The organism is Cupriavidus sp. 01L46 (assembly GCF_056399905.1).
The window spans coordinates 100381-124762 of the sequence record NZ_JBFTSF010000001.1; the positions used below are offsets into that span (position 1 = coordinate 100381).

20 protein-coding genes are annotated in these 24382 nt (G+C 64.2%); 15 read left to right on the top strand and 5 right to left on the bottom strand.

Features of this window, described 5'->3' with window-relative positions; translation table 11 throughout:
- The first annotated feature begins 5 nt into the window (after positions 1-5).
- Positions 6-1337 carry a transporter gene (locus tag AC1DS3_RS00435; RefSeq protein WP_441632566.1) on the top strand — a complete coding sequence of 444 codons (1332 nt, stop codon included), beginning with the start codon at positions 6-8 and terminating at the stop codon, positions 1335-1337.
- A 58-nt stretch (positions 1338-1395) separates the two neighbouring features.
- Here AC1DS3_RS00435 and AC1DS3_RS00440 read toward each other — a convergent pair whose 3' ends face one another.
- The 3 genes from AC1DS3_RS00440 to AC1DS3_RS00450 all read right to left on the bottom strand — a co-directional run bounded on the left by AC1DS3_RS00440 (position 1396) and on the right by AC1DS3_RS00450 (position 5309).
- A complete protein-coding gene (locus AC1DS3_RS00440; protein ID WP_441632568.1) occupies positions 1396-2766 on the bottom strand; it encodes a sigma 54-interacting transcriptional regulator in 1371 nt (456 codons plus the stop codon).
- 125 nt (positions 2767-2891) lie between these two features.
- On the bottom strand, positions 2892-3362 hold the full coding sequence (locus tag AC1DS3_RS00445) for a hypothetical protein (protein WP_441632570.1): 471 nt from the start codon (positions 3360-3362) through the stop codon (positions 2892-2894).
- Between the two features lie 594 nt (positions 3363-3956).
- A complete protein-coding gene (locus AC1DS3_RS00450; protein ID WP_441632572.1) occupies positions 3957-5309 on the bottom strand; it encodes an NCS2 family permease in 1353 nt (450 codons plus the stop codon).
- A gap of 388 nt (positions 5310-5697) precedes the next feature.
- Here AC1DS3_RS00450 and AC1DS3_RS00455 point away from each other — a divergent pair, with 388 nt between their 5' ends.
- Positions 5698-5901, top strand: coding sequence for a cold-shock protein (locus tag AC1DS3_RS00455; RefSeq protein ID WP_006159057.1), 204 nt, complete (start codon positions 5698-5700; stop codon positions 5899-5901).
- Between the two features lie 1569 nt (positions 5902-7470).
- Entirely contained in the window at positions 7471-8565 is a 1095-nt protein-coding gene (locus AC1DS3_RS00460; protein ID WP_441632574.1) for a replication protein RepA, read from the top strand.
- Positions 8566-8785: 220 nt separating this feature from the next.
- On the opposite strand, the gene AC1DS3_RS00465 is transcribed toward AC1DS3_RS00460, so the two are convergent.
- On the bottom strand, positions 8786-8989 hold the full coding sequence (locus tag AC1DS3_RS00465) for a cold-shock protein (RefSeq protein WP_043352637.1): 204 nt from the start codon (positions 8987-8989) through the stop codon (positions 8786-8788).
- A 365-nt stretch (positions 8990-9354) separates the two neighbouring features.
- On the opposite strand from AC1DS3_RS00465, the gene AC1DS3_RS00470 reads away from it, so the two are divergent.
- Together AC1DS3_RS00470 and AC1DS3_RS00475 are read left to right on the top strand one after the other, a co-directional pair.
- Positions 9355-10014, top strand: a complete 660-nt coding sequence (locus tag AC1DS3_RS00470) for an AAA family ATPase (RefSeq protein ID WP_006159055.1) — start codon at positions 9355-9357, stop codon at positions 10012-10014.
- A 2-nt stretch (positions 10015-10016) separates the two neighbouring features.
- Complete coding sequence (locus tag AC1DS3_RS00475; RefSeq protein WP_441632577.1) at positions 10017-11030, top strand: ParB/RepB/Spo0J family partition protein; 1014 nt, start codon at positions 10017-10019, stop codon at positions 11028-11030.
- A gap of 61 nt (positions 11031-11091) precedes the next feature.
- On the opposite strand, the gene AC1DS3_RS00480 is transcribed toward AC1DS3_RS00475, so the two are convergent.
- Positions 11092-12798, bottom strand: coding sequence for a phage integrase family protein (locus AC1DS3_RS00480; RefSeq protein WP_441632579.1), 1707 nt, complete (start codon positions 12796-12798; stop codon positions 11092-11094).
- 499 nt (positions 12799-13297) lie between these two features.
- On the opposite strand from AC1DS3_RS00480, the gene AC1DS3_RS00485 reads away from it, so the two are divergent.
- The 10 genes from AC1DS3_RS00485 (at position 13298) to AC1DS3_RS00530 (ending at position 24313) form a co-directional block, all read left to right on the top strand.
- Positions 13298-14158, top strand: coding sequence for a response regulator transcription factor (locus AC1DS3_RS00485; protein ID WP_441632581.1), 861 nt, complete (start codon positions 13298-13300; stop codon positions 14156-14158).
- A gap of 221 nt (positions 14159-14379) precedes the next feature.
- Positions 14380-14829: an ANTAR domain-containing protein gene (locus tag AC1DS3_RS00490; RefSeq protein ID WP_441632583.1), complete on the top strand. Its 450-nt coding sequence runs from the start codon at positions 14380-14382 to the stop codon at positions 14827-14829.
- Positions 14830-14928: 99 nt separating this feature from the next.
- Positions 14929-15240 carry a hypothetical protein gene (locus tag AC1DS3_RS00495; protein WP_441632584.1) on the top strand — a complete coding sequence of 104 codons (312 nt, stop codon included), beginning with the start codon at positions 14929-14931 and terminating at the stop codon, positions 15238-15240.
- Between the two features lie 650 nt (positions 15241-15890).
- Positions 15891-16559 carry a phosphatase PAP2 family protein gene (locus AC1DS3_RS00500; RefSeq protein ID WP_441632586.1) on the top strand — a complete coding sequence of 223 codons (669 nt, stop codon included), beginning with the start codon at positions 15891-15893 and terminating at the stop codon, positions 16557-16559.
- A 126-nt stretch (positions 16560-16685) separates the two neighbouring features.
- A complete protein-coding gene (locus AC1DS3_RS00505) occupies positions 16686-18095 on the top strand; it encodes an undecaprenyl-phosphate glucose phosphotransferase (protein WP_441632588.1) in 1410 nt (469 codons plus the stop codon).
- A gap of 127 nt (positions 18096-18222) precedes the next feature.
- Positions 18223-18474, top strand: coding sequence for an acyl carrier protein (locus AC1DS3_RS00510; protein ID WP_441632590.1), 252 nt, complete (start codon positions 18223-18225; stop codon positions 18472-18474).
- Complete coding sequence (locus tag AC1DS3_RS00515; protein ID WP_441632592.1) at positions 18471-19670, top strand: acyl-CoA dehydrogenase family protein; 1200 nt, start codon at positions 18471-18473, stop codon at positions 19668-19670. The genes AC1DS3_RS00510 and AC1DS3_RS00515 overlap by 4 nt, the downstream gene beginning before the upstream one ends.
- 10 nt (positions 19671-19680) lie before the next feature.
- On the top strand, positions 19681-20685 hold the full coding sequence (locus tag AC1DS3_RS00520) for an amino acid--[acyl-carrier-protein] ligase (RefSeq protein ID WP_441632594.1): 1005 nt from the start codon (positions 19681-19683) through the stop codon (positions 20683-20685).
- Complete coding sequence (locus AC1DS3_RS00525; RefSeq protein ID WP_477109227.1) at positions 20685-21677, top strand: DUF1839 family protein; 993 nt, start codon at positions 20685-20687, stop codon at positions 21675-21677. The genes AC1DS3_RS00520 and AC1DS3_RS00525 overlap by 1 nt, the downstream gene beginning before the upstream one ends.
- Before the next feature lie 11 nt (positions 21678-21688).
- Positions 21689-24313: a glycoside hydrolase family 2 protein gene (locus AC1DS3_RS00530; RefSeq protein ID WP_441632598.1), complete on the top strand. Its 2625-nt coding sequence runs from the start codon at positions 21689-21691 to the stop codon at positions 24311-24313.
- The last annotated feature ends 69 nt before the right edge of the window (positions 24314-24382 follow it).

Below are 24382 nucleotides of genomic sequence, written 5' to 3' on the forward strand. Positions count from 1 at the left end.
GAAAGATGAAGACCGAACTCGCTCTGATAGGTACCCTGGCGGGTACGCTGATCTCGGCCGGCGCGTGGGCGCAGGTCAGCGCCCAGCCCAGTGCCGACGAGCGGATCGAACGGCTGACAAGACTGGTCGAGCAACAAGACAAGACCATCAAGGCTCTCGAACAGCGCCTGAACGACCTGGAAATGGTCGGGGCGCGCGGGCGGGGGGTAGTAGCAGGAACGGGGAGCAGTGCCAACGGGAACGCCGGTGGCGGAATGACCGCCGCCGGCGTTCCCTCCTTGGCACAAAGCGCAAGCCCTGCCGCGGGCGGCACGGCCACCGCAACGCCCGCCGGCGACACGCCGGTGGTGGGTTCCGATGCGCGCGAGACACAGCAACAGGCACGCGTGCAGAGCAAAGGCCTGGTCTACCAGAGCGAGCATGCGCCGCTGTTCGAGCGGCGCCTGACCATCGACAGCGGCTTCATCTACAGCTACTACGACCGGCGCGCGCTGTCGCTGTCCGGCTTCCTGGCGCTGGACGCCATCTTCCTCGGCACCATCAACCTCAACCAGACCAAGTCGCACACGCTCACGTACGACACCATCGCACGCTACGGCCTGTCCGACCGCCTGTCGATGGACTTCGATCTGCCGGTGATGTACCGCAACACCAACTTCATCTCCGGCGGCGCGGGCGGCTCCGCCTCCAGCCTGTCCGATGCCACGCTGAGCACAACGGCGCTGGGCGATATCAGCATGGGCCTGTACTACCAGTTCCTGCGCGAAAGCGGCGCCGCGCCCGACGTGGTCGGCAGCATCCGCGTGCGCGCGCCCACCGGGCGCTCGCCGTTCGGCATCAAGCTGGTGTCGGCGAATGCCAATAACAACAACCTGAACATTGCCGACCAGTTGCCCACGGGCAACGGCGTGTGGGCCGTGACGGCCGGCTTGTCACTGCTCAAGACCTATGACCCCGTGGTGTTGTTCGTCAATGGCAGCTACACCTACAACATCAAGCGCTCAGTGAGCGATATCTCCTCGGTGCAGGGACAAGTCACGCCGGCCGATGTGAAACTGGGCGACACCATCGGGTTTGGCGGCGGTCTCGCGCTCGCGCTCAACGACCGCACGTCGATGTCGATGGCCTTCAATGCCGCCATCTCATCGAGCACGCAGGTCACCACCGCGGGTGTCAAGCAGACTGTGATCGGCAGCCGGGCCAACGTAGCCACCATGACATTCGGCTTCAATCACGTGATCACCAAAGGCTTGTCAGTGAGCACCGCGATCGGCCTCGGACTCACCCCGGATGCGCCGAACTACACGGTGACGCTGCGTTTTCCCTATACGTTCTGAACACCCCAAGGCCGGACAAGAAAAGCGGGCCGTAGCCCGCCCGTCCTTCGATGGCCGGCTATTCGCCGGCGCCGGGATGCGCCTCGATCCGGATATTGTGCTTGTGCATCAGCCGGTACAAGGTGACACGCGAAACGTTGAGCTCGCGCGCGGCAGGTACCACGTGGAAGCCGTGGCTTGCCATCACGGTACGGATCGCCTCGCGTTCCGCCTCCTCGCGGATCGCATCCAAGGTCTTGCGTGGCGAGTCGCTGCCACCGTGCAATTGCAGGTCCTCCGCGGTGATCTTGCGGTTATCGGTCATCACGATCGCGCGCCGTACCCGGTTGATCAGTTCGCGCACATTGCCCGGCCACTCGTATTGCATCATGGCCTGGGTGGAACATGGCGAGAATCCGCGAATGCGCCGATGGGCCTCGTGGCCATGCTCGGCAAGCACCGAGTTGGCCAGCAGCAGGATGTCCTCGCCGCGCTCGCGCAATGGCGGGATCGAGAGGGTCAGAACGCATAGCCGGTGGAACAGGTCGGCACGGAAGCGTCCGTCGGATTGCGCCGCCACCAGGTCCACGTGCGTCGCCGAGATGATGCGCAGATCCAGCGGGATCGACTGGTGCCCGCCAAGCCGGGTGATGGTGCCTTGCTGCAAGAAGCGCAACAGGGCTACCTGGCTTTCCAGCGGCAGGTCGCCGATTTCATCGAGAAACAACGTACCGCCCTGCGCCTGCTCGATCCAGCCGATCTTGCGCTGGTTGGCACCGGTGAACGCCCCCTTCTCATAGCCGAACAGCTCGGATTGCACCAGGTGCGGCGGAATGGCGCCGCAGTTGATCGCCACGAACGGGCCTTTGCGCCGGCTCGAGGCTTCATGGATGGCCTGCGCCGCCAGCTCCTTGCCGGTGCCGGACTCGCCGGAGATAAAGACGGGCGCCTCGTTGTGCGCGACCTTGGCGAGCGAGCGGAACATGCTGCGCATCACCGCGCACTCGCCGATCATGGGGCCGTGGCCGACCAGTTCGTGGCTGCGCGCGCCATGCAGGCAGGCCATGCCGTGGGCATGTTTAAGCGTGTAGAGCAGTTCGCTGAACGAAAACGGCGTGCGCACGTAGTCCACGCAGTAGTCGCGTATCAGCCTCCTCACGCGTTCGTCTTCCAGCATGCGCGACGACGTGATCGCCACCCACATTACGTGCAGGTATTGCAGGCTCTGCTCGAGCTGCATCAGCTCGGCATCGCTGTATTCGGTCTCGAGATCAAGGACGCCGGCCATTGGCGCGCTGCCCCGCACCACCCGGCTAAGGTCCCGGATCTGCTGGATGTGGCGAATCTCCCAGCCGGAGCCGAACTGGGCCGGATCAAATCCATAGGGTTCGTGGCGAGATACGACCAACACCTGTGCGGTGCGTGTCGCCGCCTTGCACAGTCGGTCCATAACGTTCTCCCTGACATTGGGCATCTTGACTATTCCGGCTTGCACCGCGATCCCGCTCTCGTGCGGGCTCTGTGTGCGGTCAAGCTGAGTCGGTTGGGGGAGTTCCCCCACGCGCAACGTCGGCATTACGGCTTGGACAGACTGCGGGACTGCTCGCCAAGAATGGCGGTGTGGTCGCTACCGGCATGGAGCTGGTCGCGAATACGCCGGCGCACCTGGTCTTTTTCGCGCATCAACTCAGCGCGTGGCGCTTCAGGCGATTGCCCGGAATACCGGTAATAGAGCGCCTTGTAGGTCAACTGGCTGAGAATCCATTCCTGCAGCAGCGCGCGCTGGCGGGACAGCTCGCCATCCACCGATCGCTGCCGCTGCAGCAATTGTTCGATCGCGGCACGCACGTACGCCGGCAACGCCTGGTCCTGGCTCAGGAACGCTTCGACGGTACTGGCGGCAGGATCGCCGCGCTCGCTGACGCGGCTTCGGCGCGGTGGCTCGGCGGCGGTTTCTCCCAAAGCCGCCCAGGCACGGTGAATGGAAAGACTGGCGGACTCGCTGATGGGCCCCATGGCGGGTCGCCGGATTTCTCCTGCAGTCATGATTGATCCCCGTTGAACAACACCCCCGGCACTACACGTTCGCGATTACCACTTTTGTTTAGTCTTATTGTTTGCTCTTGTCGGGCGGGCGTGTCTCCGCGCGCTCCTTTCGTGGTGGCGAAGCCATCTTGGCGATGGTCTGCTCATTCAGTCCCTGCCCTCGCATTTAAGGTGGACTTGTTGTTGTCGCTATTGCAGGCCTGAAGACGCTGAGCCAGCAGGCGCGGCCCCGGAGTGCCGGAGTCAAGAAGGGGCGCCCTGAAGCGCCCCGCAATCTGCCACGCCTCTAGTTCAGTGCATTTAGGCCAGTTTGTCCAGTCCTCAGTATGGGTACTCAACCGAATATCATCCTTTAGTATGAGCACATTGGCACTCACTATCTGCCATGCGAGGTAATTGGTCACTTACATTCCACGCAGAAATGGGTACGCGGGTGTCATGCCTCGGTGTGCGCCGGATACGCAGAAACGGGTACGGCGCCGTCTGGAGGGGAAGGACGGGAGGGCCACGCCCAGCCACGCAGAAACGGGTACGCTTTTCTCGTCACCCGGCAAACGCTCGCCAACGCGGTCCTTCAAACGGGCGCCAGTAGGCTCAATGCCCCGGCAGGTAATAGAACTTGAAGACGAAGACCGCCGCGATGATCCACACCATGAGCGGGACGCTCCTGGCACGTCCGGTCAGCAACTTGAGCCCGGCATAGGTGATGAAGCCGAAGGCCACGCCGTTGGCCACCGAATAGGTGAAAGGCATGCCAAGCGCCGTCAGCACAGCCGGCACCACCTCGGTCGCATCGCTCCAGTCCAGATCCACCAGTTCGCGCAGCATCAGGCAGGACACGTAAAGCAGGGCCGGCGCCGTGGCGTAGCCCGGGACAGTGCCTGCGAGCGGCGAAATGAACAGGCATGCGAGGAAGAGCACGCCTACGGTGACGGCGGTCAACCCGGTGCGCCCGCCTGCCTGCACGCCGGAGGCGCTCTCGATGTAAGCGGTGGTGGAGGAAGTGCCCAGGAACGAGCCCGCCATGATCGCCGTGCTGTCGGCCATCAGCGCCTTGTTCAGCCGGTCCATCTTGCCCGCCTTGAGCAGCCCGGCGCGATTGGCCACGCCCATCAGCGTGCCGGTGGCATCGAACAGTTCGACCAGGAAGAACACCAGCACCACGTTGATGATGCCGATCGACAGTGCGGCGGAGATATCCAGCTTGAACAGGGTCGGCGCAATCGAGGGCGGGGCGGAAAACACGCCGTGGAAGGTGTTGTCGCCCACTGCGAAGCTGAGGAGGGTGGTCAGCAGAATGCCGATCAGGATGGCGCCTTTGACCTTGAGGTGGTCTAGCGCGACGATCACGAAGAAACCGACGATCGCCAGGATGGCAGGGGTCCGGTGCAGGTCGCCAATGGTGACAAGGGTAGCGGGGCTCGCGGCGACGATGCCGGCGTTCTTGAGCGCGACGATGGCAAGGAAGAGCCCGATGCCTGCGGTAATCGCCACCCGGATCGAGTGCGGGATGCCATTGACGATCATCTCGCGCACGCGGAACAAGGTGACGAGGAGGAACAGGCAGCCTGAGATGAAGACGGCGCCCAGCGCGGCCTCCCAGGGAAATCCCATGCCCTTGACGACCGTGTAGGCAAAGTAAGCGTTCAGTCCCATGCCCGGCGCCATCGCGATCGGGTAGTTGGCATACAGGCCCATGATGAACGTGCCGATCGCGGCCGCCACGCAAGTTGCCACGAATACGGCGTCCTTCGGCATGCCGGCATCGCCCAGGATGCTGGGGTTGACGAAGATGATGTATGCCATGGTCAGGAACGTGGTCAGCCCCGCCAGGAACTCGGTGCGCACGTCGGTCTGGTGCTCGCTGAGCTTGAACCAGCGTTCCGCCAGCGAAGTGCCGGCGGCGGCGGGTGGTGTGGGCTGGCTGATGGGTTCCTGTATCGGCATGGGGTCTCCTGTTATCGTGGTCGCGCCGTGCTTCCGGCTTGCACATGCGGCTGAGGTTGCGGGCCGTGCACCTAGACCCGCCGAGCGTACTGTCGGGCAATTTCCCCCTCGGCACAGCACTAGCGGCGAATAGGAATCATCTGAAAAACGTGATGACCCGACGATGGCTCGTAGTGGATCCAGGCAGACATCCAGAATGACCCTACCTTGACGCTGACGCTAATCCGCCGTATAAACCCCGCTAGATTCAAGCGACGAGGCAACAGCACATTCGTTAGCCACCGTCATGGTACTTCCGTTGTCCATGGTGTCCTTTCCTTGAGTTGCTTTGCTCGGATATGCGTGAGCTATCCGTTTCTTTTAAATTTTTCCCAGGAAAAGCAATACCATGCAAACCGGTATCGTTAAATGGTTCAACGACGCCAAGGGCTTCGGTTTCATCAAGCCGGACGCTGGCGGTGACGATCTCTTCGCGCACTTCTCTGAAATCCGCTCCGACGGTTTCAAGTCGCTGCAGGAAAACCAACGCGTGTCGTTCGAAGTCAAGAACGGCCCGAAGGGCCTGCAAGCTGCGAACATCACGCCGCTGTAAGCAGTAGACTGGCACCCCACTAGGGGGTGCGCCCAGTCAGGAAAACCCCGCCTCTCGAGGCGGGGTTTTTTTTGTCCGGCAATCCTCCTGGCCTCGCCCGGATCCCGCACCGCAGCGAGATCGCCACAGGGACGGCGCCGCTGTTCCCACCTGGCAACGCAGTCGGCCTCCCCCTCAAAAGGCACGCAGAAATGGGTACGCTCCGCTCTCTGCCGCCAGAAACGGGTACGCACTGCTTGAAACTCCACTGCGTGTCGGCATTCGGGCGCTGCGAGCACCTCCGCAGGCATCCCGCAAGGGGGTGACTGACGCAATATCACAACGCAGAAACGGGTACGCCCCGTTTTTTTTTCTTCTCGCCGTCCAGTAGCTCAGACACCTGAAATCGCGCAGAAACGGGTACGCGCAACGACCGGAATCGCGTTTCCGGTATTCAGCCGTCCCCTTCAGGCGGGCCCTCGACCGCATTCCCCGTCTCCTCCCCTCCCAAAGTCCTTGCCCAGGAAGGAATTTGTCTTTTTCCCGCAGAAATGGGTACGCATAGCGCCCCTCTCGGCCCTGTCACGGCCGCAGAAACGGGTACGCACACCTGACTGGTGCCCGCAGCAGATGCCCGTGCCGGCGACAGCCCGATCGGAGGCATACGCAGAAACGGGTACGCCTGCAAAAGTCCTTTTACTTATTTGCTTTTTTTGAGTGCAAGCACTCGCTTTCGATATAAGTCTTATGTATAATAGAAAGAAGAGAATTCTGTGCGCAGGACGACCGGCTTCGATGTCGCAGAAACGGGTACGCGAAGAGGAAAGCGAGGTCGCAGCAGGCACGCAGAAACGGGTACGCTTTTGGTGCCGCGTGATTCGGAAGGCAGGTTCGCAGAATTGGGTACGCCGCAGAAACGGGTACGCTTCGGGGCAGCGAGCCCCGAAAAGTCTGTTTTCAAATGCCGCAGCGCAGAATTGGGTACGCAAATGGAACGGCGAGGGCCTTCGCGACGCAGAATTGGGTACGCAGGGCAGCAGGAGAGGCTTTGGTAAACCTGGAGGCGTACCAATTTCTGCGGGGATAACTACTCCGGAACGCCGGTTTACGCGGTATACGTGGCTGAAAACGCTCGGCGTGCGCAGAAACGGGTACGCTTTTGGTGTCCCCAGCTGTGGAAAAGCCTGTGGGAACAGGGAGTTATCCACGCAGAAACCGGTTCGGGCTTTGCGCTGAAACGGGTTCGGTATACCGCAGAATCTGGTACAGCACTTCGCAGAATCGAGTACGGTTTCACGCAGAATCGGGTTCGCGGAGGGTGTTTTTCCTCATACAAATCAAGGTCCTGAGTCTCCCGTATACGGTTTACAAGTAGTTAACCCATACTCTTAACGTTTACCGGTAGCTGATGGCTGGCCTTCCGTGGACAACCCTTCGGGATTGCCCACCGTAGTCCACCATGCAATCAGCCATGAGACCCAGCACACCCAAAACACGCGGCATTGCAGGAAATTCGTCTACCGAACCCGTTTCTGCGTGACAAGGCGGATTGCTTCGCGTAAAAAGTCGTGTATTCCGAAGCACGCCAATATGCCCATCAAACGCAACCAGACCATCCTTGGGTCCCGCGGTCCAGCCGATCTGGACAGTGAGCCCTCCCGCATCATCGTTCCCGGCGACGAGAACAGTCTGGTTCCGTCCGAGAAATTCCAGCGCCTGTTCGACGAAGCCCAGGCCATGGAACGGGAAGATGCCTGGCAAAGTGGCGAAGTCGGCTTTTTGAGCCGGGCCAGTGTGCAGGTCACCTTGCCTTACCGGGCGCCAAAAGGTGCGCCGCCCGTGTGGACGCGGACCAGCGGGAATATTTCGCTGATGATCCAGCCTGGGTACTTCACGCAGCAACGTTCAGAAAAGGCCAGCAACGGTCGCCAGAAACTGGTGTCCGAAACGGTCTCGCTCGGCTATCCCTATGGCTCCTATCCGCGCCTGATGCTTGCCTGGATCGGCAAGGAGATCATGGCCAAGAAAAAGCGCGGCGAGTTTACCGGGACGGTCGAGGACCGCCGCATCTCATTGGGCAATTCGCTGTCCGAGTTCATGTACAACCTGGGCATTCCGATGGCCACAGGTGGCAAGCGTGGCACCATGACGCTGGTGCGACAGCAGATGATCCGCCTGTTCTCCGCCACCATTGCCATCGTTCAGAACAAGTCCACGCCAAGCCAGAATCAGAACCAGAGCCATGAGCCGCTTTCGATCGATCGCGTCGGCTATCTGCTGGCAGACCAGCTGTCGACCTGGTGGGATCCCATGCAGCCGGGGCAGGGCTCGATGTTCGAGAGCTTTGTGGTGCTGTCCGAGCCATTTTTCAATGAGCTGGTTAACCGGCCCGTCCCGGTCGACATGCGCGCGCTTAAGGCGCTCAAGCAGTCGCCGTTCGCGCTGGACGTATACTCCTGGCTGACCTACCGCTTCTTCACGATCCAGCGGCGTACCGAGATTCCGTGGGAGGCCTTGCAGATGCAGTTCGGCACCGAAACCGAAAGTGAGCGGAAATTCCGTGCACTGTTCCGCAAGGCGCTCAAGGATGTGCTGGTTGTCTATCCGGGCGCCAAGGTGGATGCGGATTCGTCCAAGGCCCTGATCCTGCAGCCTTCCCGTACGAGCGTTCGCAAGCTCGCCTGAGCCTGGGCACATGCATTGCCGAACCCGCCTGCTGAATGAGCTGGCGGGTTTTTCGTTAAAGCCCCCCTGGAAATGGCGCGAAGGTGCCTGGATGCAGAGCAGACGTTGTCGCACCGCAAGAAGCACAAAAGGCAAGCGTGAAACGCTTGCCTTTTGCTTTACTCACCACGTCAAGCCCGAAAGCCCGGCGTAGTTTGCGATTTCGGCGTGATTCGTGAGATCAGGCCGGCTTGATGGCGGATGCCTGCAAGCCTTTCGGGCCCTGCTTTACTTCAAACGTGACGCGCTGACCATCTTTGAGCGTCTTGAAGCCCGAACCTTGGATTTCGGAGAAGTGCGCGAACAGATCCGCACCGCCGTCATCCGGGGTAATGAAGCCAAAGCCTTTGGTCTCATTGAACCATTTGACCGTACCGGTTGTCATGTGAATTTCCTTTCGAAGCAAGTTCTTGTACACAACGCAAACAACGCTAACAACCGTTCAAGCACGCTAAGTTCTCGTAGTTACCGAACGGACGCCGACGAGGTGACACGACTTGACTCGACTGTTGCGGGCATCATAACCAGTTTGTCTAGTTGTGTCATGTGCGTCGAAAGACGCACTATCGCTACTTTAGGCGTATTCCGTGCCGCATTTCAAGTGGAAATCTATCGTTTCCATAACGCGAAATATCCTCGCTAATATTATATTTAAAATATAAATTCAAAAAACAGTTGAGCCAGCACGTCACTTTGACTAAAGTTGCGGCTAGCGATAATCGCGCTTTCAGCGCTGAAAGAGAGGTCGTAGTGCCAGCTAAAATCATCACGGTCTTCAACCAAAAGGGCGGGTGCGGAAAGACCACAGTCAGCATGCATCTCGCAGGTACGCTCGGATTGCGCGGCGCGCGGTCGATGCTTGTCGATATGGACGAGCAAGGCACGGCAACACGCTGGGCCGCGCAGGCAAGCGACGAGCGGCCTTTTCCTGCCTCCGTGATCGGCCTGGCGCCGTCCGGCGGCGCAATGCACCGCGAAGTCAGGAAATTCATCCAGGACTACGATTACATCGTGGTCGATTGCCCTCCGGCGGTACATTCGGCTGCGCCCTCGAGCGCCCTGTTGATTTCCGATCTGGCTATCATCCCGGTCGTCCCATCGCCTCCCGACCTTTGGGCGGCGGTGGCCGCCAAGACCCTAGCCCAACACGCTCAGGTCCAGAATGAAACGCTGCGGATCCGCGTCATGGCGAACATGGTGCAGCGGCGCGTTTCCATTGCGCGCCAGGCGATTGAGATTTTGGGGGATGATCTGGAAATCCCGTTGATGCAATCGATGATCGGTTCGCGCTCGCCGTTCCGCGAATGCCAGGCGATTGGTTGCACCGTGCACGGCGTGGCCGGGGCGCGCGAGTCCGTGCAGGAAGTCGACATGATGGTCGACGAAGTATTGTCTTTGATTGAGCACTAGGTATGGCGACAAAATTGAAAAGCCTCAAGGCAGGCATGTTGGCGGGAATGGCGGCAGAAAAAACACGAGGGGACGCGATCGATCGCTTTGCCCGCGCCGAAGCGGCAATTTCGCAGCACCCCAACGGATTGCTCCAGGTGCGCGGCCGAGAACCGAGCCCCATTTTCAGCGCTGAAAGTGAGTCCGAGGAGGAGGGTGGCCGAATCCTGATGAAGGTGCCGCTGGCGCAGCTCCACGACAATCCGTTCAATGCCCGCCGCATCTACGACCCTGTGGTGGTGCAGGAACGCGCGGCTTCGATTGCCACCCACGGCCAGAAAACACCGGGCCTGGCTACGCCGGATCTGGCCCGGCCGGGGCACTACATCCTGATCGATGGCCACTACCGCAAGCGGGCGTTGGCCTCCGCGGGCAAGCTCGAGATGGAATGCTTCATCGAGAGCAACCTGAATGACCTGGATTTCTACCGGCTGTCGTTCCTGCTCAATGAGCAAAGGTCCGACCAGTCGGCGCTGGACAACGCGATTGCCTGGCGGCAACTGCTCGACGAAGGCAAGGTCCAGAAAGAGGAAGACATCTGCGAACTGACAGGGATGTCAGCCGGCACGGTCAACAAGACACTGGCGCTGCTGAGACTGCCCGAGTCCGTCCTGGGCGTCATGCGCGAGCGTCCCAGCGCAATCGGAATTGCCACCGGCTATGAGCTGACGCTCTATTGCAAGATCGTTGGAGAGGACCGCACACGGGACCTGGCCACGCGCATCATGGCAGAGGGCTTGTCCAGCCGTGAGGTCGAGGCGATTCGCAAGCACGCGCAGGAAGGCAAGGCACGCAAGATCAAGGAGATCAGCCGCCAGTACAAGATCCGCAGCGACGCTGGGCAGTTGCTGGGCACGATCAAGGAGTGGGATTCCGGGCGCGTGGTGCTGGATGTGCAAGTGAGCGACCGAGGCGCGCGCGAAGCGCTGGTCGAGACCCTCAAGGCGCGTTTTGGCCTGGAAAAGACCGCTAGCTGACAGCTGCAGCTTGCATAGTCGGAGTCGAGGGGGAAGGGCAGCGATCACCCACCCCATCCGGTCACTCCAAGGCCGGAACGACATGAACATGATCCGCTGTGCAGGCCCCGGAAGCCTCAGGGGCCATGACTCCCGCCCCAATCCGTTTCACCCGGGTTCTTCGCCCTGCAAGGTCGCGCGGCGAGCGGGCCGCGAACTCGGCATCCTCGGCCTCCCGATATCGCTCGATCACCTGGCTCAGCAAGGCATGCAATCCCCTGACCGAGTAGCCTGCACCCGGCGACCTCTCCGCCTTGCGCCTGGCACGGCCGGTAGGCGGAAGCCGGGGAGGGCCGACGAGCACGATCGGCTGGCCGGCCTGCCTGCTCCAATCCAGCCCGCGGTCCTGCCAGTGACGCTCCAGTGCGCTGCGAGCCGCCTCGCTTAGACCCTCACCCTCGCCGTGCCCCTCCTCGGCACAGGGCGTACCAACTTCTTCATGCGTACCAACTTCTTCGTGCTCGCTAAGCTTGCCGCGCGTGAACGTCGCCAGGCTCGCAAATCCGATGGGCTGCTCCTGCAACAAGCGGACTGCCGCTTCGGCGGCGCGATAGCGAATGCCTTCGGGATCCCGGCCCTGGGCCGCTAGCCAGGCAAGGAATCTGGCCAGCGATTCGGACTCAAGGGTGGTCCCGGCGGCCACGGGCACGGCCATGCGCGGCGCCATCCTCTTCGACTGGCTCTCGGGCTGCCAGACGTGCTCCGCCACATGTCCCTGGCTTTGCAGCCATTCAAACAGCGCGCCCAGGATGCGCGAAGCATGGAGCACGCTGCTCTCCGACAGCGGACCGGTGAACGGGCGCCATGCCGCCGACTCCCTGGGCGCACGCGGACCGACCCACAACTGTACGGGAGCAGGATGACGAAGGAACGCCAAATAGTCCTGGCGATCCTGCCGATCCAGCATGGCCAGCGGCTTGCATCGCGCCATCGCCGTCCAGAGCAAAAGCCGCTCGGCCTCCTTACGGTACGCCAGCCAGGTACTTTGCTGCGCCTGATTTGCTGCGAGCCAAGCCCGAACGGCGGCGAGATCGCTTATAAAAGAGCCTTTTAGATCACTATCAGGTGAAGTCGCCGTCACCGTACCCGATTCTTCTTCGCGCATCAGCTCAAACGGCACCAGTTGGCGCAAGCGCGGGCCAAGCGTGGCTTCGGCCAGGCGGCCCCGCGCGAAAACGTGCTCCCGCAGCAAAGGTTCTCCCCGCTCATCCCGCACCACATCGCGATGATCGGCCAGCCACCGGTTGATTGCCGCTCCGGCAAGGGCGCCGATGCGGGGCACCGAACGCCACCACGCATTGCCGTGGCGGTTGGCAAGATCCACCAAAATATGCAGATTAGATATCTTTTGTGCTCGCAAGCGCCTCGCCAGGGCGGGGGAAAACCAGAGCTCGATGCCGTGATCGGCGCGGGGCTGGGCGGTACCAAGCCGTTCCAGCTCGGCCAGCGCTTCGACCCGGCGGTCCATGCCCCGGTTGGAGCGCCCGGGGCCACCTTCCAGCAGTTCGGCCAGATCCTGCCGGCTATGCAGGTGCGCCAACTGCACCATGCGGTCGCGCAGCCCCAGCAACAGCCGCAAGGCGGATTCGCCGCCTGCGTCATCGTCGTCGTCGTCATCAGAGAGGTAGCGCCCGGCTACCATGGCGGCCGGCATGCCTTGCACGTAGGCCCGCACAGCGGCAAATTCGCTGCGGGTGAGACTCAGGCTAGGGGCCTTACCGGGTTGCATGACAACGTTCGATTTGGTCGCTAAGATCTTGATTCATAAGGCACTTATTCAATCGCTAAATGCATCCGGGTGTAAATGCATAGTGAAGTTTAATGCCGATAATTATACCGGCAAAATCCCCCATTTTCGCCGGTTTGCCACCTGCGGTAGGCCGATCCGGCCGCGCAGCCCAACGCCGCTGACATTGCACGACATGCTTCGCCCGGTGTAACCCTGACTTGCATTCACCCCCGCCAGTGCATATCCTGAGACCCAGAGTTAGACTTCTTTAACTCTGAATTAAGAAACATCTACAGCGTAAGAAAGCGCAAACGGGGCGATTCGAGAGCGACTCCACGGGATGGTCAGTCGGGCAGCGGGACCTGGACGGGTACGCTGCCACGGCCTGGAGACGAAACGGATCGTATGGAAATGCAACCGCAGCATAGTGGGGCATTTCCGTTAGCATGTGCGGGTTGTCGCGGGGCTCGCCATGCCGTAACAAAAAAAGAGAGCGGCCATGGCCACAATCCTCTTGATCGAGCCTCATCCCCTCCTGCGCCTGGGTCTGCGCCATTTGTTGACCCAGGCCGGCCTCCACGGCGACCTCGTCGATATCGATCCCGGCGCCCTGCCCTATCCAGCCGAGTGGCTCTGCCATGCCGACCTGATGATCTACGGATTGTCGGCGGACCCGGCGTTGAGCTGGCAGGAACTGGATCAGGCCTGCCAGACACTGATGCCCAAGCGGGTCCTGGTGCTATCCGAGCAGATCTTGTCGCCGCAGAACGGTACCTCCATGCCCGATAGCGTGCGCGGCCTGTTGTCCAAGGCCTGCAGCGCCGACATGCTGGATGCGGCGATCCGCCTTGTCCTTGCAGACGGCGAGTGCTTTCCCGCCCGGGCCCAGGCGGCGCGCGCCGACGCGAGTCCTGTGCCGTGGCCCTCGATTCCGGCCAGGCCGTCGCTGGCCACGCTGCATATGCACGCCGGACCGACCCAGGTCGATGGCGAACATGACGCTGCCGTCCACCCGGCACAGCATCTGCCGGGCGACACCGCCCCCGAGCCGGAAACGCCTTCGGCCGGATCGCACCTGCTTAATATTACCGAGCGCCAGTACGAGGTGCTGGCGCTGCTGGCGCGCGGCTATCCGATCAAGACCGTCAGCCGTCTGCTGAACATCTCGGTGGCTACCGCCAAGACGCATGCGTGCACCCTTTACCAGCGGCTGCACGTGCGCAACAAGGGCGAGGCGGTTTACGTAGCGCTGCAGCGCGGCGCGAAGCTGAGCTGGCCGGGCCCGGCAACCGCTGCCGTGCCGATTCGCGGCGCGGGGCCGTCGCCGGTCGAGCTGGCCGGTGTCTGCCAGGCGGCCTGATTGTTAGTCCCGCTGGGCGCGCGCAGTGGCGCCCGGCGGCCCAGAGCACCAGCGACTCCATCCTCTGCAACACGCTGCCTCATCCGAATGCACGAGGCGGCGTAGTGCTGCACTTGCTACCCTGATCAACAAACAAGTGGCTCTCGCGGGAAGCCGGTCCCGGCACTCGCTGGCTAAGCGCACCTCGCGCAACCAACGCAACCCGCTGTCGCCCACAGCCGATGACAACGCTCCTGCTTGCCCACAACATGATGCTGCGACGAGGTGTGCTGCGGCACCTCCGCGAGCTTGCCGCGCTCGCCCCCGTGCTATCGCATACCCCCGAATGGCTGCTGGAGGCGACCCCAGCCGAATTACCGCCGGGGCCCATCGATTTCGCGCTGCTTGACTGCAGCGGCACCGATACCGATTCGTTCCGTCTGCTCGATGCACTGCACTCCCGCCTGGCGCCCCGGCGCTGGCTGGTCATGTGCGAGACCCCCGACCCCGAGTTCGCGCGCTACGCCGCCGGCCTTGGCGCTAGCGGCTGCCTGCCGGTGCCAGCCTCGCCCGAGCAAACGCGGGCTGCGGTGGCGCTGGTGCGCGCCGGGGGCCAGTGTTTTCCGCGCCGGGCCTTTGCCATGCCACCGTCCTCCCCCATCTGTTCAGGTGGGTCTACGGCAAGGGGATGATGCGCGCGCCACTGCGACTGCCTATGCTGAACGTGCACGGGTCATGAAGCCGGGACGCTCAATGTCAAGCCGGCCACCGCGCGATGCACAGGGGGTCGTATGGAAAACGGGCTGGATATCCTGGTCGTGCGCGGCTTTGCCGTGCCGGAGGGCCGGGGCAAGTGGGCGTGCTGCTACGAAATCAGGCTGACTACCGGGCGCGACGAACCGCTGCTGTATCGCGGAGAGTTGCATGGCAGGCGCTACACCTGCGAGGCTGCTGCGATCGCGGCAGCTACCTTTGCCGGTGAGCAGGAAGCACGCAGGCAGGTGGCATCCGTGCGGGCCGGACTGCTTGCTCGCCACGAGTACTGCGTGGTGGTGGCAAGCGAACCGGCGCTGGAGAGCGTGCATGAGCCGGCGCCCGGCTAGGCCGTGGCCGCTAGCCAGGGCATCCCGGTAGCAGTGCGGGATGCCACCGGCTGTTCATCCGCCACAAGACAACGAGAGTAAGGCAAGAGGGGGCGACGACGAGCGCGTGTTCGGGGGACCGGAGCTTTTCCGGTGCGCATGCCGGCAGGGATGCGCGCACGCGCGTTTCGGCCGCAGCGCATGCTGCGCCGGATCTTGATGGCCACGGTTGAGCCGGCTGGCAGAGGCGGCAAACCGTGGCCTGTTTCTTTTCCTGCCTGCGCTGGCCGCCCGCATAATTGCCGAAATCCAAAGGCGCCGCACAAAAAAAGAGTCCGCCGACCGGGGGACCATGCGGACTCTAAAGTGGCCAGCTCGATTCCGCTCGGCGGGCCACTCTCCGACGATAGCCAAACACCCGCGGTAGCTGTATCGACCAGAAGATGCAACTGCCACATGGCTGAAGGGATTGCCCGCCAGTGCCTAGGGAAACCCGCCAGCCCAGTGCGTGCTTCGCATCGCCGCATGGCCAGCGGGTGGCACCTTGGCCGCCTCATGCTTCTGGCTGGGTTGAAGCCGGCCCGAAGGCCCGCGCAGCCGGCAAGCCTGCGGGGAAGGCTGTTATGCAACTGTGTTACTTTGCTCGCGTGCTCGACCCTCCAACAGCCATCATGATTCCCTGGCACCTCATCTCCCGCTTCGGCGAAACCTCCCTGCTGCTGCCCTGCGCCGTGTTGATCGCCGCATGGCTGTTCCATGCCGGCGCCGTTGCCAGCGCGCGCCGCTGGGTGCTGAGCTTCGGCGTGACCGCCGCGGTGGTGCTGGCCTCCAAGCTGGCCTTCATGGGCTGGGGCATTGGCTGCGCGGCGCTCAACTTCACGGGGGTTTCCGGCCATAGCATGATGTCGGCGTCGGTATTGCCGGTGCTGTTCTACCTGATCGTGTCGGCTCGGCATCCTCGTCTTGCCGTTGGCGCCGGCGGGATCGGCCTGTTGCTAGCGTTGCTGGTGGGCGTCTCACGGCTGAAGCTGCAGGCGCATTCAGGCTCGGAAGTGCTGAGCGGGCTTGCGCTCGGCTTTGCCGTCAGCCTGAGCTTCATCTTCTGGGGCCGGCGGCCGGCCCGCTCGGCGCCGGCCCTGGCAGCCGTGCTGGTGGTCGTCCTGATGCTGGGCGTGTCGGCGGTTGGCGTCGCCGCGCCCACGCATCACTGGCTTGAAATCATTGCCGCCCGGCTGGCCGGGCGTGACAAGCCGTTCCAGCGCGGGCAATGGCGCGAATGGGCTGGCCAGCGCGAGGGATCCGCGGTGCTGGCTTGCCAGCCCCCCGCCCCGCTCCGCTGAGCCGGGAGGCCCGGCCCGCCAGCACGCGCCCCGAGCCCGTCTGTGCGCAAGCAAACAGACGGTAGCGCTGCCGCGGCGTAACCATGATCTGCATAGCAAGTCCGGCTCGCCGGATGGAGGCAGATCATGTCGACGGTTCGCGCATTCGTTGCCGAGAGGCAGGCCGCCCTCCAAATCCTGTATCGCTTCGCCGATGCGGCCATCGTTGCCGCCTGCGGCGCGGTGGTAGGCGAACTGCTGTTCCCCCAAGGCCTGCGTGGCGCCGCCCCGGTCCATGGCTTCATCACCGTGTTGTGCTCGGTCAGCACCTTGCTGGTGTTCCCCGCCTGTGGCCTGTACAACTCCTGGCGCGGCCGCAGCCGTGCCGCGTTGGCGGTGCGTACGCTCGCGGCCTGGGGTGCGGTGTGCATGCTGGGCCTGGTCACTGCGTACCTGATGCACCAGTCGGCCGCGTTGTCCCGGCTCTGGTCGATGGGCTGGGTCCTGAGCGTGGCCGTCATGCTGCTGGCCTCCCGGGTGGTGCTCTACGGCATGCTGGGCAGCGTGCGCGAGCTTGGCATCAATGCCAAGCGTGTGGTGATCCTGGGCTATGGATCACTCGGCCACGAGATGTACCAGCGCGTACGGAACAATCGCGGCGCGGGCTACGACGTGGCCGGCATCTACGACGAAGGCATGGAGCAGCCGGTGCCCGCGGGCGTAACGCGGCTGGATTCGCTGGAGCAGGTCTGCACGTTCGTGCGCAACAACGGCGTGCGCGAGATCTGGCTGACGCTGCCGATGGCTGCGTGCCGCGATCTCTATGACGTGGTCTCCCACTTCCGCAACGACCTGATCGACATCCGTTGGGTGCCCGACATCATGGCGGTCGAACTGCTCGGCCATCGCTTCAGCGACTTCCTCGGCCTGCCGGTCATCGACCTGAACAGCCCACCGCAGTCGGGCATCACGGGTTTGCTCAAGGGCAGCTTCGACCGCGCTTTCGCGCTGGCGGCGTTGGTCGGGCTGTCGCCGCTGCTGCTGGTGATCGCCGTGCTGGTCAAGCGCTCGTCTCCCGGCCCTGTCCTGTTCCGCCAGACTCGCCTGGGCATGGATGGCCGGCCGTTCCACGTCTACAAGTTCCGCACCATGGTGCAGCATCAAGACGCGGGCTGCGTGACCCAGGCCGTGCGCGGCGATGCACGCGTCACGCGCATCGGTGCCTTCCTGCGCCGCACCAGCCTGGACGAGCTGCCGCAGTTCATCAACGTGCTGCGTGGCGAGATGTCGGTGGTGGGCCCGCGCCCGCACGCCATCGAGCACAACGAACTCTACAAGGAAGTCATCGATCGCTACATGCTGCGCCACCGGGTCAAGCCCGGCATCACCGGCTGGGCGCAGATCAACGGCTTTCGCGGCCCGACCGACACGGTAGAGAAGATGCGCCAGCGCATCGAGTTCGACATCTTCTACATCCGCAACTGGTCCTTCCGCCTGGACCTGCACATTATCTTGCGCACGGCGCTGTATGGCTGGACGGGACGCGAGGCGTTCTGAGTCCTTCTCCCCCAGTGCGCCCGCGCCGCCAACCTACATGCAAAGTTGGTGGGCCAGCGCACCGAAACCGGCCGGTAGCTGCGGCCCAATGATGAGACCCGAGCATCCTCACCGAGGAGAACCAGTGATGAAGGCAACCATTCGACAAATTCTTGCCGAGGTGGCGCGGCTCGACGTGTCGGTAGACGCGCTCGACGACCAGGCCGATCTTTACGAAGCCGGATTGTCATCGCTTGCCACCGTTCATGTGATGCTGGCAATCGAAAACGCATTCAACATCGAGATCCCGGACGCCATGCTGACCCGGCAGCTCTTTCGCAGCGTCAACTCGCTGGCAGCGGCGGCCGAGCAGCTAAGACGGCAACAGGAGGCAGCATGAGCCCCCCCTTAGCCCGCGTGGACCTGGCACGCCCGATGGCTGCGCACAGCACTGCCGCCGAGCTGATGGCGGCGGCGCAGCTTGCCGCGCTCGAAGCGGCCAAGCACGCCGATCAGGTCGACCGCGACGCAGCGTTCCCGCACGACGCGTTTACTGCAATCCGGCAGCACCGGCTGCTTAGCGCCATGGTGCCCGCGGCGCACGGCGGCGCAGGCGCGTCGCTCGACACGGTCGCGGCCATCTGCCGCGTGCTGGGTGCGGCCTGCTCCTCGGCCGGCATGGTCTACGCCATGCACCAGATCCAGGTGGCCTGCATCGTCGAGCACGGAACAGGTAACCCCTGGCACGAGCAGTTGCTTCAACGTATTGCCTCAGAGCAATTGCTGCTGGCCTCGGCCACGTCCGAGGAAGCCATCGGCGGCGCCCTGCGCAACAGCGGCTGCGCCGTCAATGTCGAGAACGACCGATTCCATCTGCTCAAGATGGCGCCCACGATTTCCTATGGCGCGCAGTCCGACGCCATCCTGGCCACCGCGCGCCGCCATGCCGATGCCTCGCCCTCGGACCAGGTCATGGTGTGCCTGCTCAAAGACGATTTCACGCTGCAGAGCCTCAGCACGTGGGACACCCTTGGCATGCGTGGTACCTGCAGCAACGGCTTTCGCCTGGAAGCGCGCGGCGCCTGCGAGCAGATCCTGCCGGTGGCGTTCGGCGAGATCGCGGACGGCACCATGACGCCGGTTTCGCACATCCTGTGGGCCGCCTTGTGGACCGGCATCGCTGGCGATGCCGTGCAGCGCGCCAAGGCCTTCTTCCAGGGGCAGGCGCGTGCGCGCCCGGGGTCGCTTCCGCCGTCGGCCACGCGGGTGGCCGATGCGGTGGCGATGGTGCAGATGATGGAAGGGCGGCTTGAGCTCGCATTGGAGCACCAGCGCCAGCGTCACGCGGGCCTCTCGGTGTCGGCACTGTTCTCGCTCGCCGCGGAGATGAACGGCCTGAAGACCAGTGTGAGCACGATGGCGATCGAGGTGGTGCAGCAGGCGATGATGATCTGCGGCATGGCCGGCTACAAGCAAGGCACGCCTTACAGCCTCGGGCGTCACCTGCGCGATCTCTGGTCCGCGCCGCTGATGATCAACAACGACCGGATCCTGACCAATACCGCTAGCTTGCTGCTGGCCGAGCGTTCCAGCTAAGGAGCACGACATGGATGCCAACGTCAGCGTGGAAGATCGCGCCAACTCCGCGCCCGCGGACGCCGCCGCCGCGTCGGCCGCTACGCCTTCGTACAGCGATCCGCAGGCAGGCCAGCGGCGCTACCAGCAGGCATTGATCGAGGCGGGCCTGCTGATCCCGAGCGGGGTCGATGGCGTTTATGGCCGCAGCGCGGTGTTCGAGGCCATCGCGGACGGCCTGAACGTGGCCGTCACTGCGCTCGGTGCCGACCAGCGCGCGGAAGTGATGCGCTTTCCGCCCGCCATGTCGCGCGAGGATTTCGAGGCTAGCGGCTACCTGAAGAGCTTTCCGCAGCTGGCCGGCACCGTGCACAGCTTTTGCGGCAGCGATCGCGACCATCATCGCCTGCTTGCACGGATGGAGGCAGGCGAGGAATGGGCCGACGAGCAGCGGCCGACCCGCGTGGTGCTCACGCCGGCCGCGTGCTACCCGATCTATCCGGCGGTGGCGCGGCGCGGCCCGATGCCGCCGCAGGGGCTGGTGGTGGATGTGCTGTCATATTGCTTCCGCCACGAGCCTTCGATCGATCCGGCGCGCATGCAGATGTTCCGCCAGCGCGAGTACGTGCGCCTGGGCAACGCCGGGCAGATCATCGCCTTTCGTCAGCTGTGGATGGAGCGCGGCCAGCAGCTGGCTACCATGCTCGAGCTCCCGCACGAGGTGGAGGTGGCCAATGACCCGTTCTTCGGGCGTGGCGGCAAGATCGTGGCGGACTGCCAGCGCGAGCTGAAGCTCAAGTTCGAGTTGCTGGTCCCGATCAACGAGGGCGCCCCGCCCACGGCGTGCATGAGCTTCAACTACCACATGGACCACTTCGGCCAGGTGTGGACGCTGCGTACCGCCGACGGCGAGCCGGCGCACACCGGCTGCGCGGGATTTGGCATCGAGCGCCTGACGCTGGCGCTGCTGCGCCACCACGGCTTCGACCTGTCGCTGTGGCCCAAGGACGTACGCGCCACCCTGGGAGGGCTGTAATGCTCGTTGACCCGCGGAACCTGGAGCGCGGCATGCACGTGTCGCACGCCTTGCACAATGGCAATCCCGTCTGGCCGCAGACCAACTGCTATGTGGACTTGTGGATCGAGCTGCTGCACGGCTGGGAGCTGGACCCGGTTGCGGCGCTCGGATTCACCGTGTCGCAGGATTTCGAGGGCGATCAGTTCACCTTCTTCAAATACCCGCCGGACGATCTCGAACGTCTCTACGGCGTGGTGGTGCAGGAGCTGTCGCTGTATGAGTCGATGGAAGACCGCGTCGCCGGGCAGACCTGCCGCGGCCACGTGGTGCTGCTCGAGGTGGATGGATTTTACCTGCCGGACAACCGGGCTACGTCGTACCGGCGCGAGCATACCAAGACCACCATCGGCATCGACGTGATGATGCCCGAGGCGCAGTCCGTGGGTTACTACCATAACGAGGGCTATCACGTGGCCACCGGCGAGGACTACGCCGGGCTGTTCCGCCGCCTGCCCGCGCTGGCGGACGACGTGAACCTGCTGTTTCCCTATGCCGAGGTGGCGCGCCGCCGGTTCCCCTCGCTGGAAGGAACGATGCTGGTGCGCGCCTCGCTGGCGCTCTTGCGCAAGCACCTGGCGCGCCGTCCGCGCCAGAATCCCATCACGGCATTCCGCACGGCGTTTCCCGCGCATCAGGAAGCACTGATGGCCGGTGGCGAGCAGACCTTCCATCCCTACGCCTTTAGCGTGCTGCGCCAGCTGGGCGCCAACTTCGAGCTGCTCGGGCAGTACCTGCGCTGGCTGGCGCAGCATGGCCAGCCGATGCCTGAGAGCATAGCGGGCGCGTGCCAGAAGCTCGCGTCCGAGGCCATGGTGATGCAGTTCCGCCTGGTGCGCTCCATCATCAGCCGCCGCGTGGATCGCTGCCGGGATTGCCTGGACCAGCTCGAGGCCTCCTACGAGGCCGCGGTGCCGGCGCTGGCGGGCTACGTGGGCGAAGCCGAGTATTGAGGGTGCCTGCCATGCATGCGCCGCTTGGCTTGACACCCGTCCCCGGGCGGCCCGTGCACCGGCAGCCGCTCGCCGGCAACTGGGCCTTGCTGGAGACGCCCGCCGGCGCCGTGGCATCGCCCGCGGCGCTGGCCGGGCGCGGCCCGTGGATGGCGGCCCAGGTGCCCGGGACGGTGGCACAGGCGCTTCAGGCTGCGGGGCAATGGCAGGCGGCGGCACCGCGGCCGCTGCACGACCACGACTACTGGTACCGCGTGACGGTGTCCGGCGCGGGCGCGTACCGGCTGCGCCTGCACGGCCTGGCCACCGTGGCCGAGGTCTGGCTGGATGAGGTGCGCGTGCTCGACGCGCAGAACATGTTTACGGCGTTCGAGGCCGAGCTCCATCTCGATGGCGAGCATGTGCTCTGCCTGTGCTTCCGCTCGCTGCACCGCTGGCTGCGCGCGCAGCGCGGCCCGGTGCGCTGGAGGCCGCGCATGATCACGCCGCCCGCGTTGCGCCTGGTCCGCACCACGCTGCTCGGCCACATGCCCGGCTGGTGCCCAAGCGTGCACACGATCGGGCCCTGGCGCGGCATCGACCTGCTGGCGCTTGCCACCGACGCGAGCCCGCTGCTGACGGCGCGCCTGGACCTGCAGGCAAGCCTGGCCGCCGATGCCGCGCAGGGTGGCGTCATCCGGCTGCGCCTGCGCGACGTGGCATCGCTGCCGCCGGCGATGGCGATCATGCTGTGCGCCGATGGCCGCGAGGCACCCATGAAAGCCGTGGACGCGGGCACCGGCGGCATCGCCTACGAGGGCGAGCTGGCCGTGCCCGAGCCGCGCTTGTGGTGGCCGCACACGCATGGCGAGCCCGAGCGCTATGCGGTGCATCTGCGGCTGGGCGAAGAGCGCATCGCGTGCGGGCAGGTTGGCTTTCGCCGTATCGAGCTCGACCGAACCGTCCATGGCAGCACCGACGGCCTGGCGGACCGAGAAGAGGACGCCCAGGCGTTTGCGCTGCGCATCAATGGCGAGCGCATCTTCTGCCGCGGGGCCTGCTGGACCAGCCACGACCTTGCCGGCCACGCCGATGCGCCCGACCAAGTGCAGAAGTGGCTTGCGCTGGCGCACGGCGCGGGCATGAACATGGTGCGCGTGAGCGGCGTCACCTGCTACCAGGGAGAGGCCTTCTTCGACGCGTGCGACGCGCTTGGCCTGCTGGTCTGGCAGGATTTCATGTTCGCGAACTTCGATTACTCGGCCAGCGCCGAGGCCGCGCGCCCGCTGATGGCGCAGGCCACGCGCGAGGTCAGCGAGTGGCTGGCGGCGCATCGCCACCATCCCAGCGTGGCGGTGCTGTGCGGCGGCAGCGAAGCCGAGCAGCAGGCCGCGATGATGGGCACGCCTGCGGCCAGCTGGCGCCAGCCCTTGTTCGACGAGATCATTCCGGCGTGCATTGCGGCCTGGCATCCCGACGCGGTCTATGTGCGCAACTCGCCGTGCGGCGGTGCATGGCCCTTCCAGGCCGACAGCGGCGTGACGCACTACTACGGCGTGGGCGCGTACCAGCGCCCGCTTGACGACGCGCGCCGCGCCAATGTGCGGTTTACCTCGGAGTGCCTGGCGTTCTCCAACGTGCCATGCGCACGCACCCTGGCGGACGCGCTCGCGGTGCCGCCCGTGCATGATCCGCGCTGGAAGGCCCGTGTGCCGCGCGATGCCGGCAGCGGCTGGGACTTCGAAGACGTGCGCGACTACTATTTGCGAGAATTGTTCAAGGTGGACCCACCGCGCCTGCGCTACGAGGACACGGCGCGCTACCTGGCGTTGTCCCGCGCCGTGGTGGCGGAGCTGATGACCGACGTCTTCAGCGAATGGCGGCGAGCGGGCTCGACCTGCTCGGGCGGCCTGGTGTGGCAGCTGCAGGATCTGCTGCCGGGCGCGGGCTGGGGCATTGTCGATGCGCTGGCCCGGCCCAAGTCGGCTTGGCATGCCTTGCGCCAGGTGTGGCAGCCGCTGCAGGTGCTGATCACTGACGAAGGCCTCAATGGCATTCACCTGCACTTGATCAATGAGCGCGCCACGCCGCGCAATGTGCGCCTGCAACTGCAATGCTGGCGCGGCGGCGAGACCGCGCTACTCGATGTCGCGCGCGATGTGTGCCTGGCCCCGCGCTCCACGCAGCACATCAGCGGCGCCGCGCTGGCAGGGGCCTTTTTCGATTTCACATACGCCTATCGCTTCGGGCCGTGCCTGCATGACGTGGTGCGCGCCGCGCTGGTCGATCCCAGCGACGGCGCCCTGCTGAGCCAGGCCTGCTACCTGCCCGAGCGCAGCGCGGCCGCTCTCGAGCCGCCGGAGCTGACGGTGGGCGTGGCGCGCGAGGATGGCGATTGGTGGCTCACGGTATCGACCCGGCGCTTTGCGCGCTGGGTGCACATCGACGATATCGCCTTTCGCGCGGAACACGACTGGTTCCATCTCGCGCCCGGCAGCCAGCGGCGCGTGAAACTCTTACCCGATAACGGCCAGCAAGGTGGAGGCCGTGAAGGCGCGCAGGGTGTAGGCCGCGCGCAGGCAGATCCCATCCCGATGGGGGAGGTCAATGCGCTCAATGCGCGCCGCGCGATTGCCTACAGCGCGCCATGCGCCTGAAGAGGCGGAAAAACGCCAGGCGATGACGGTGCGAAGCGCCGCCTAGGTGTCATTGCCGCGCACCGGCGA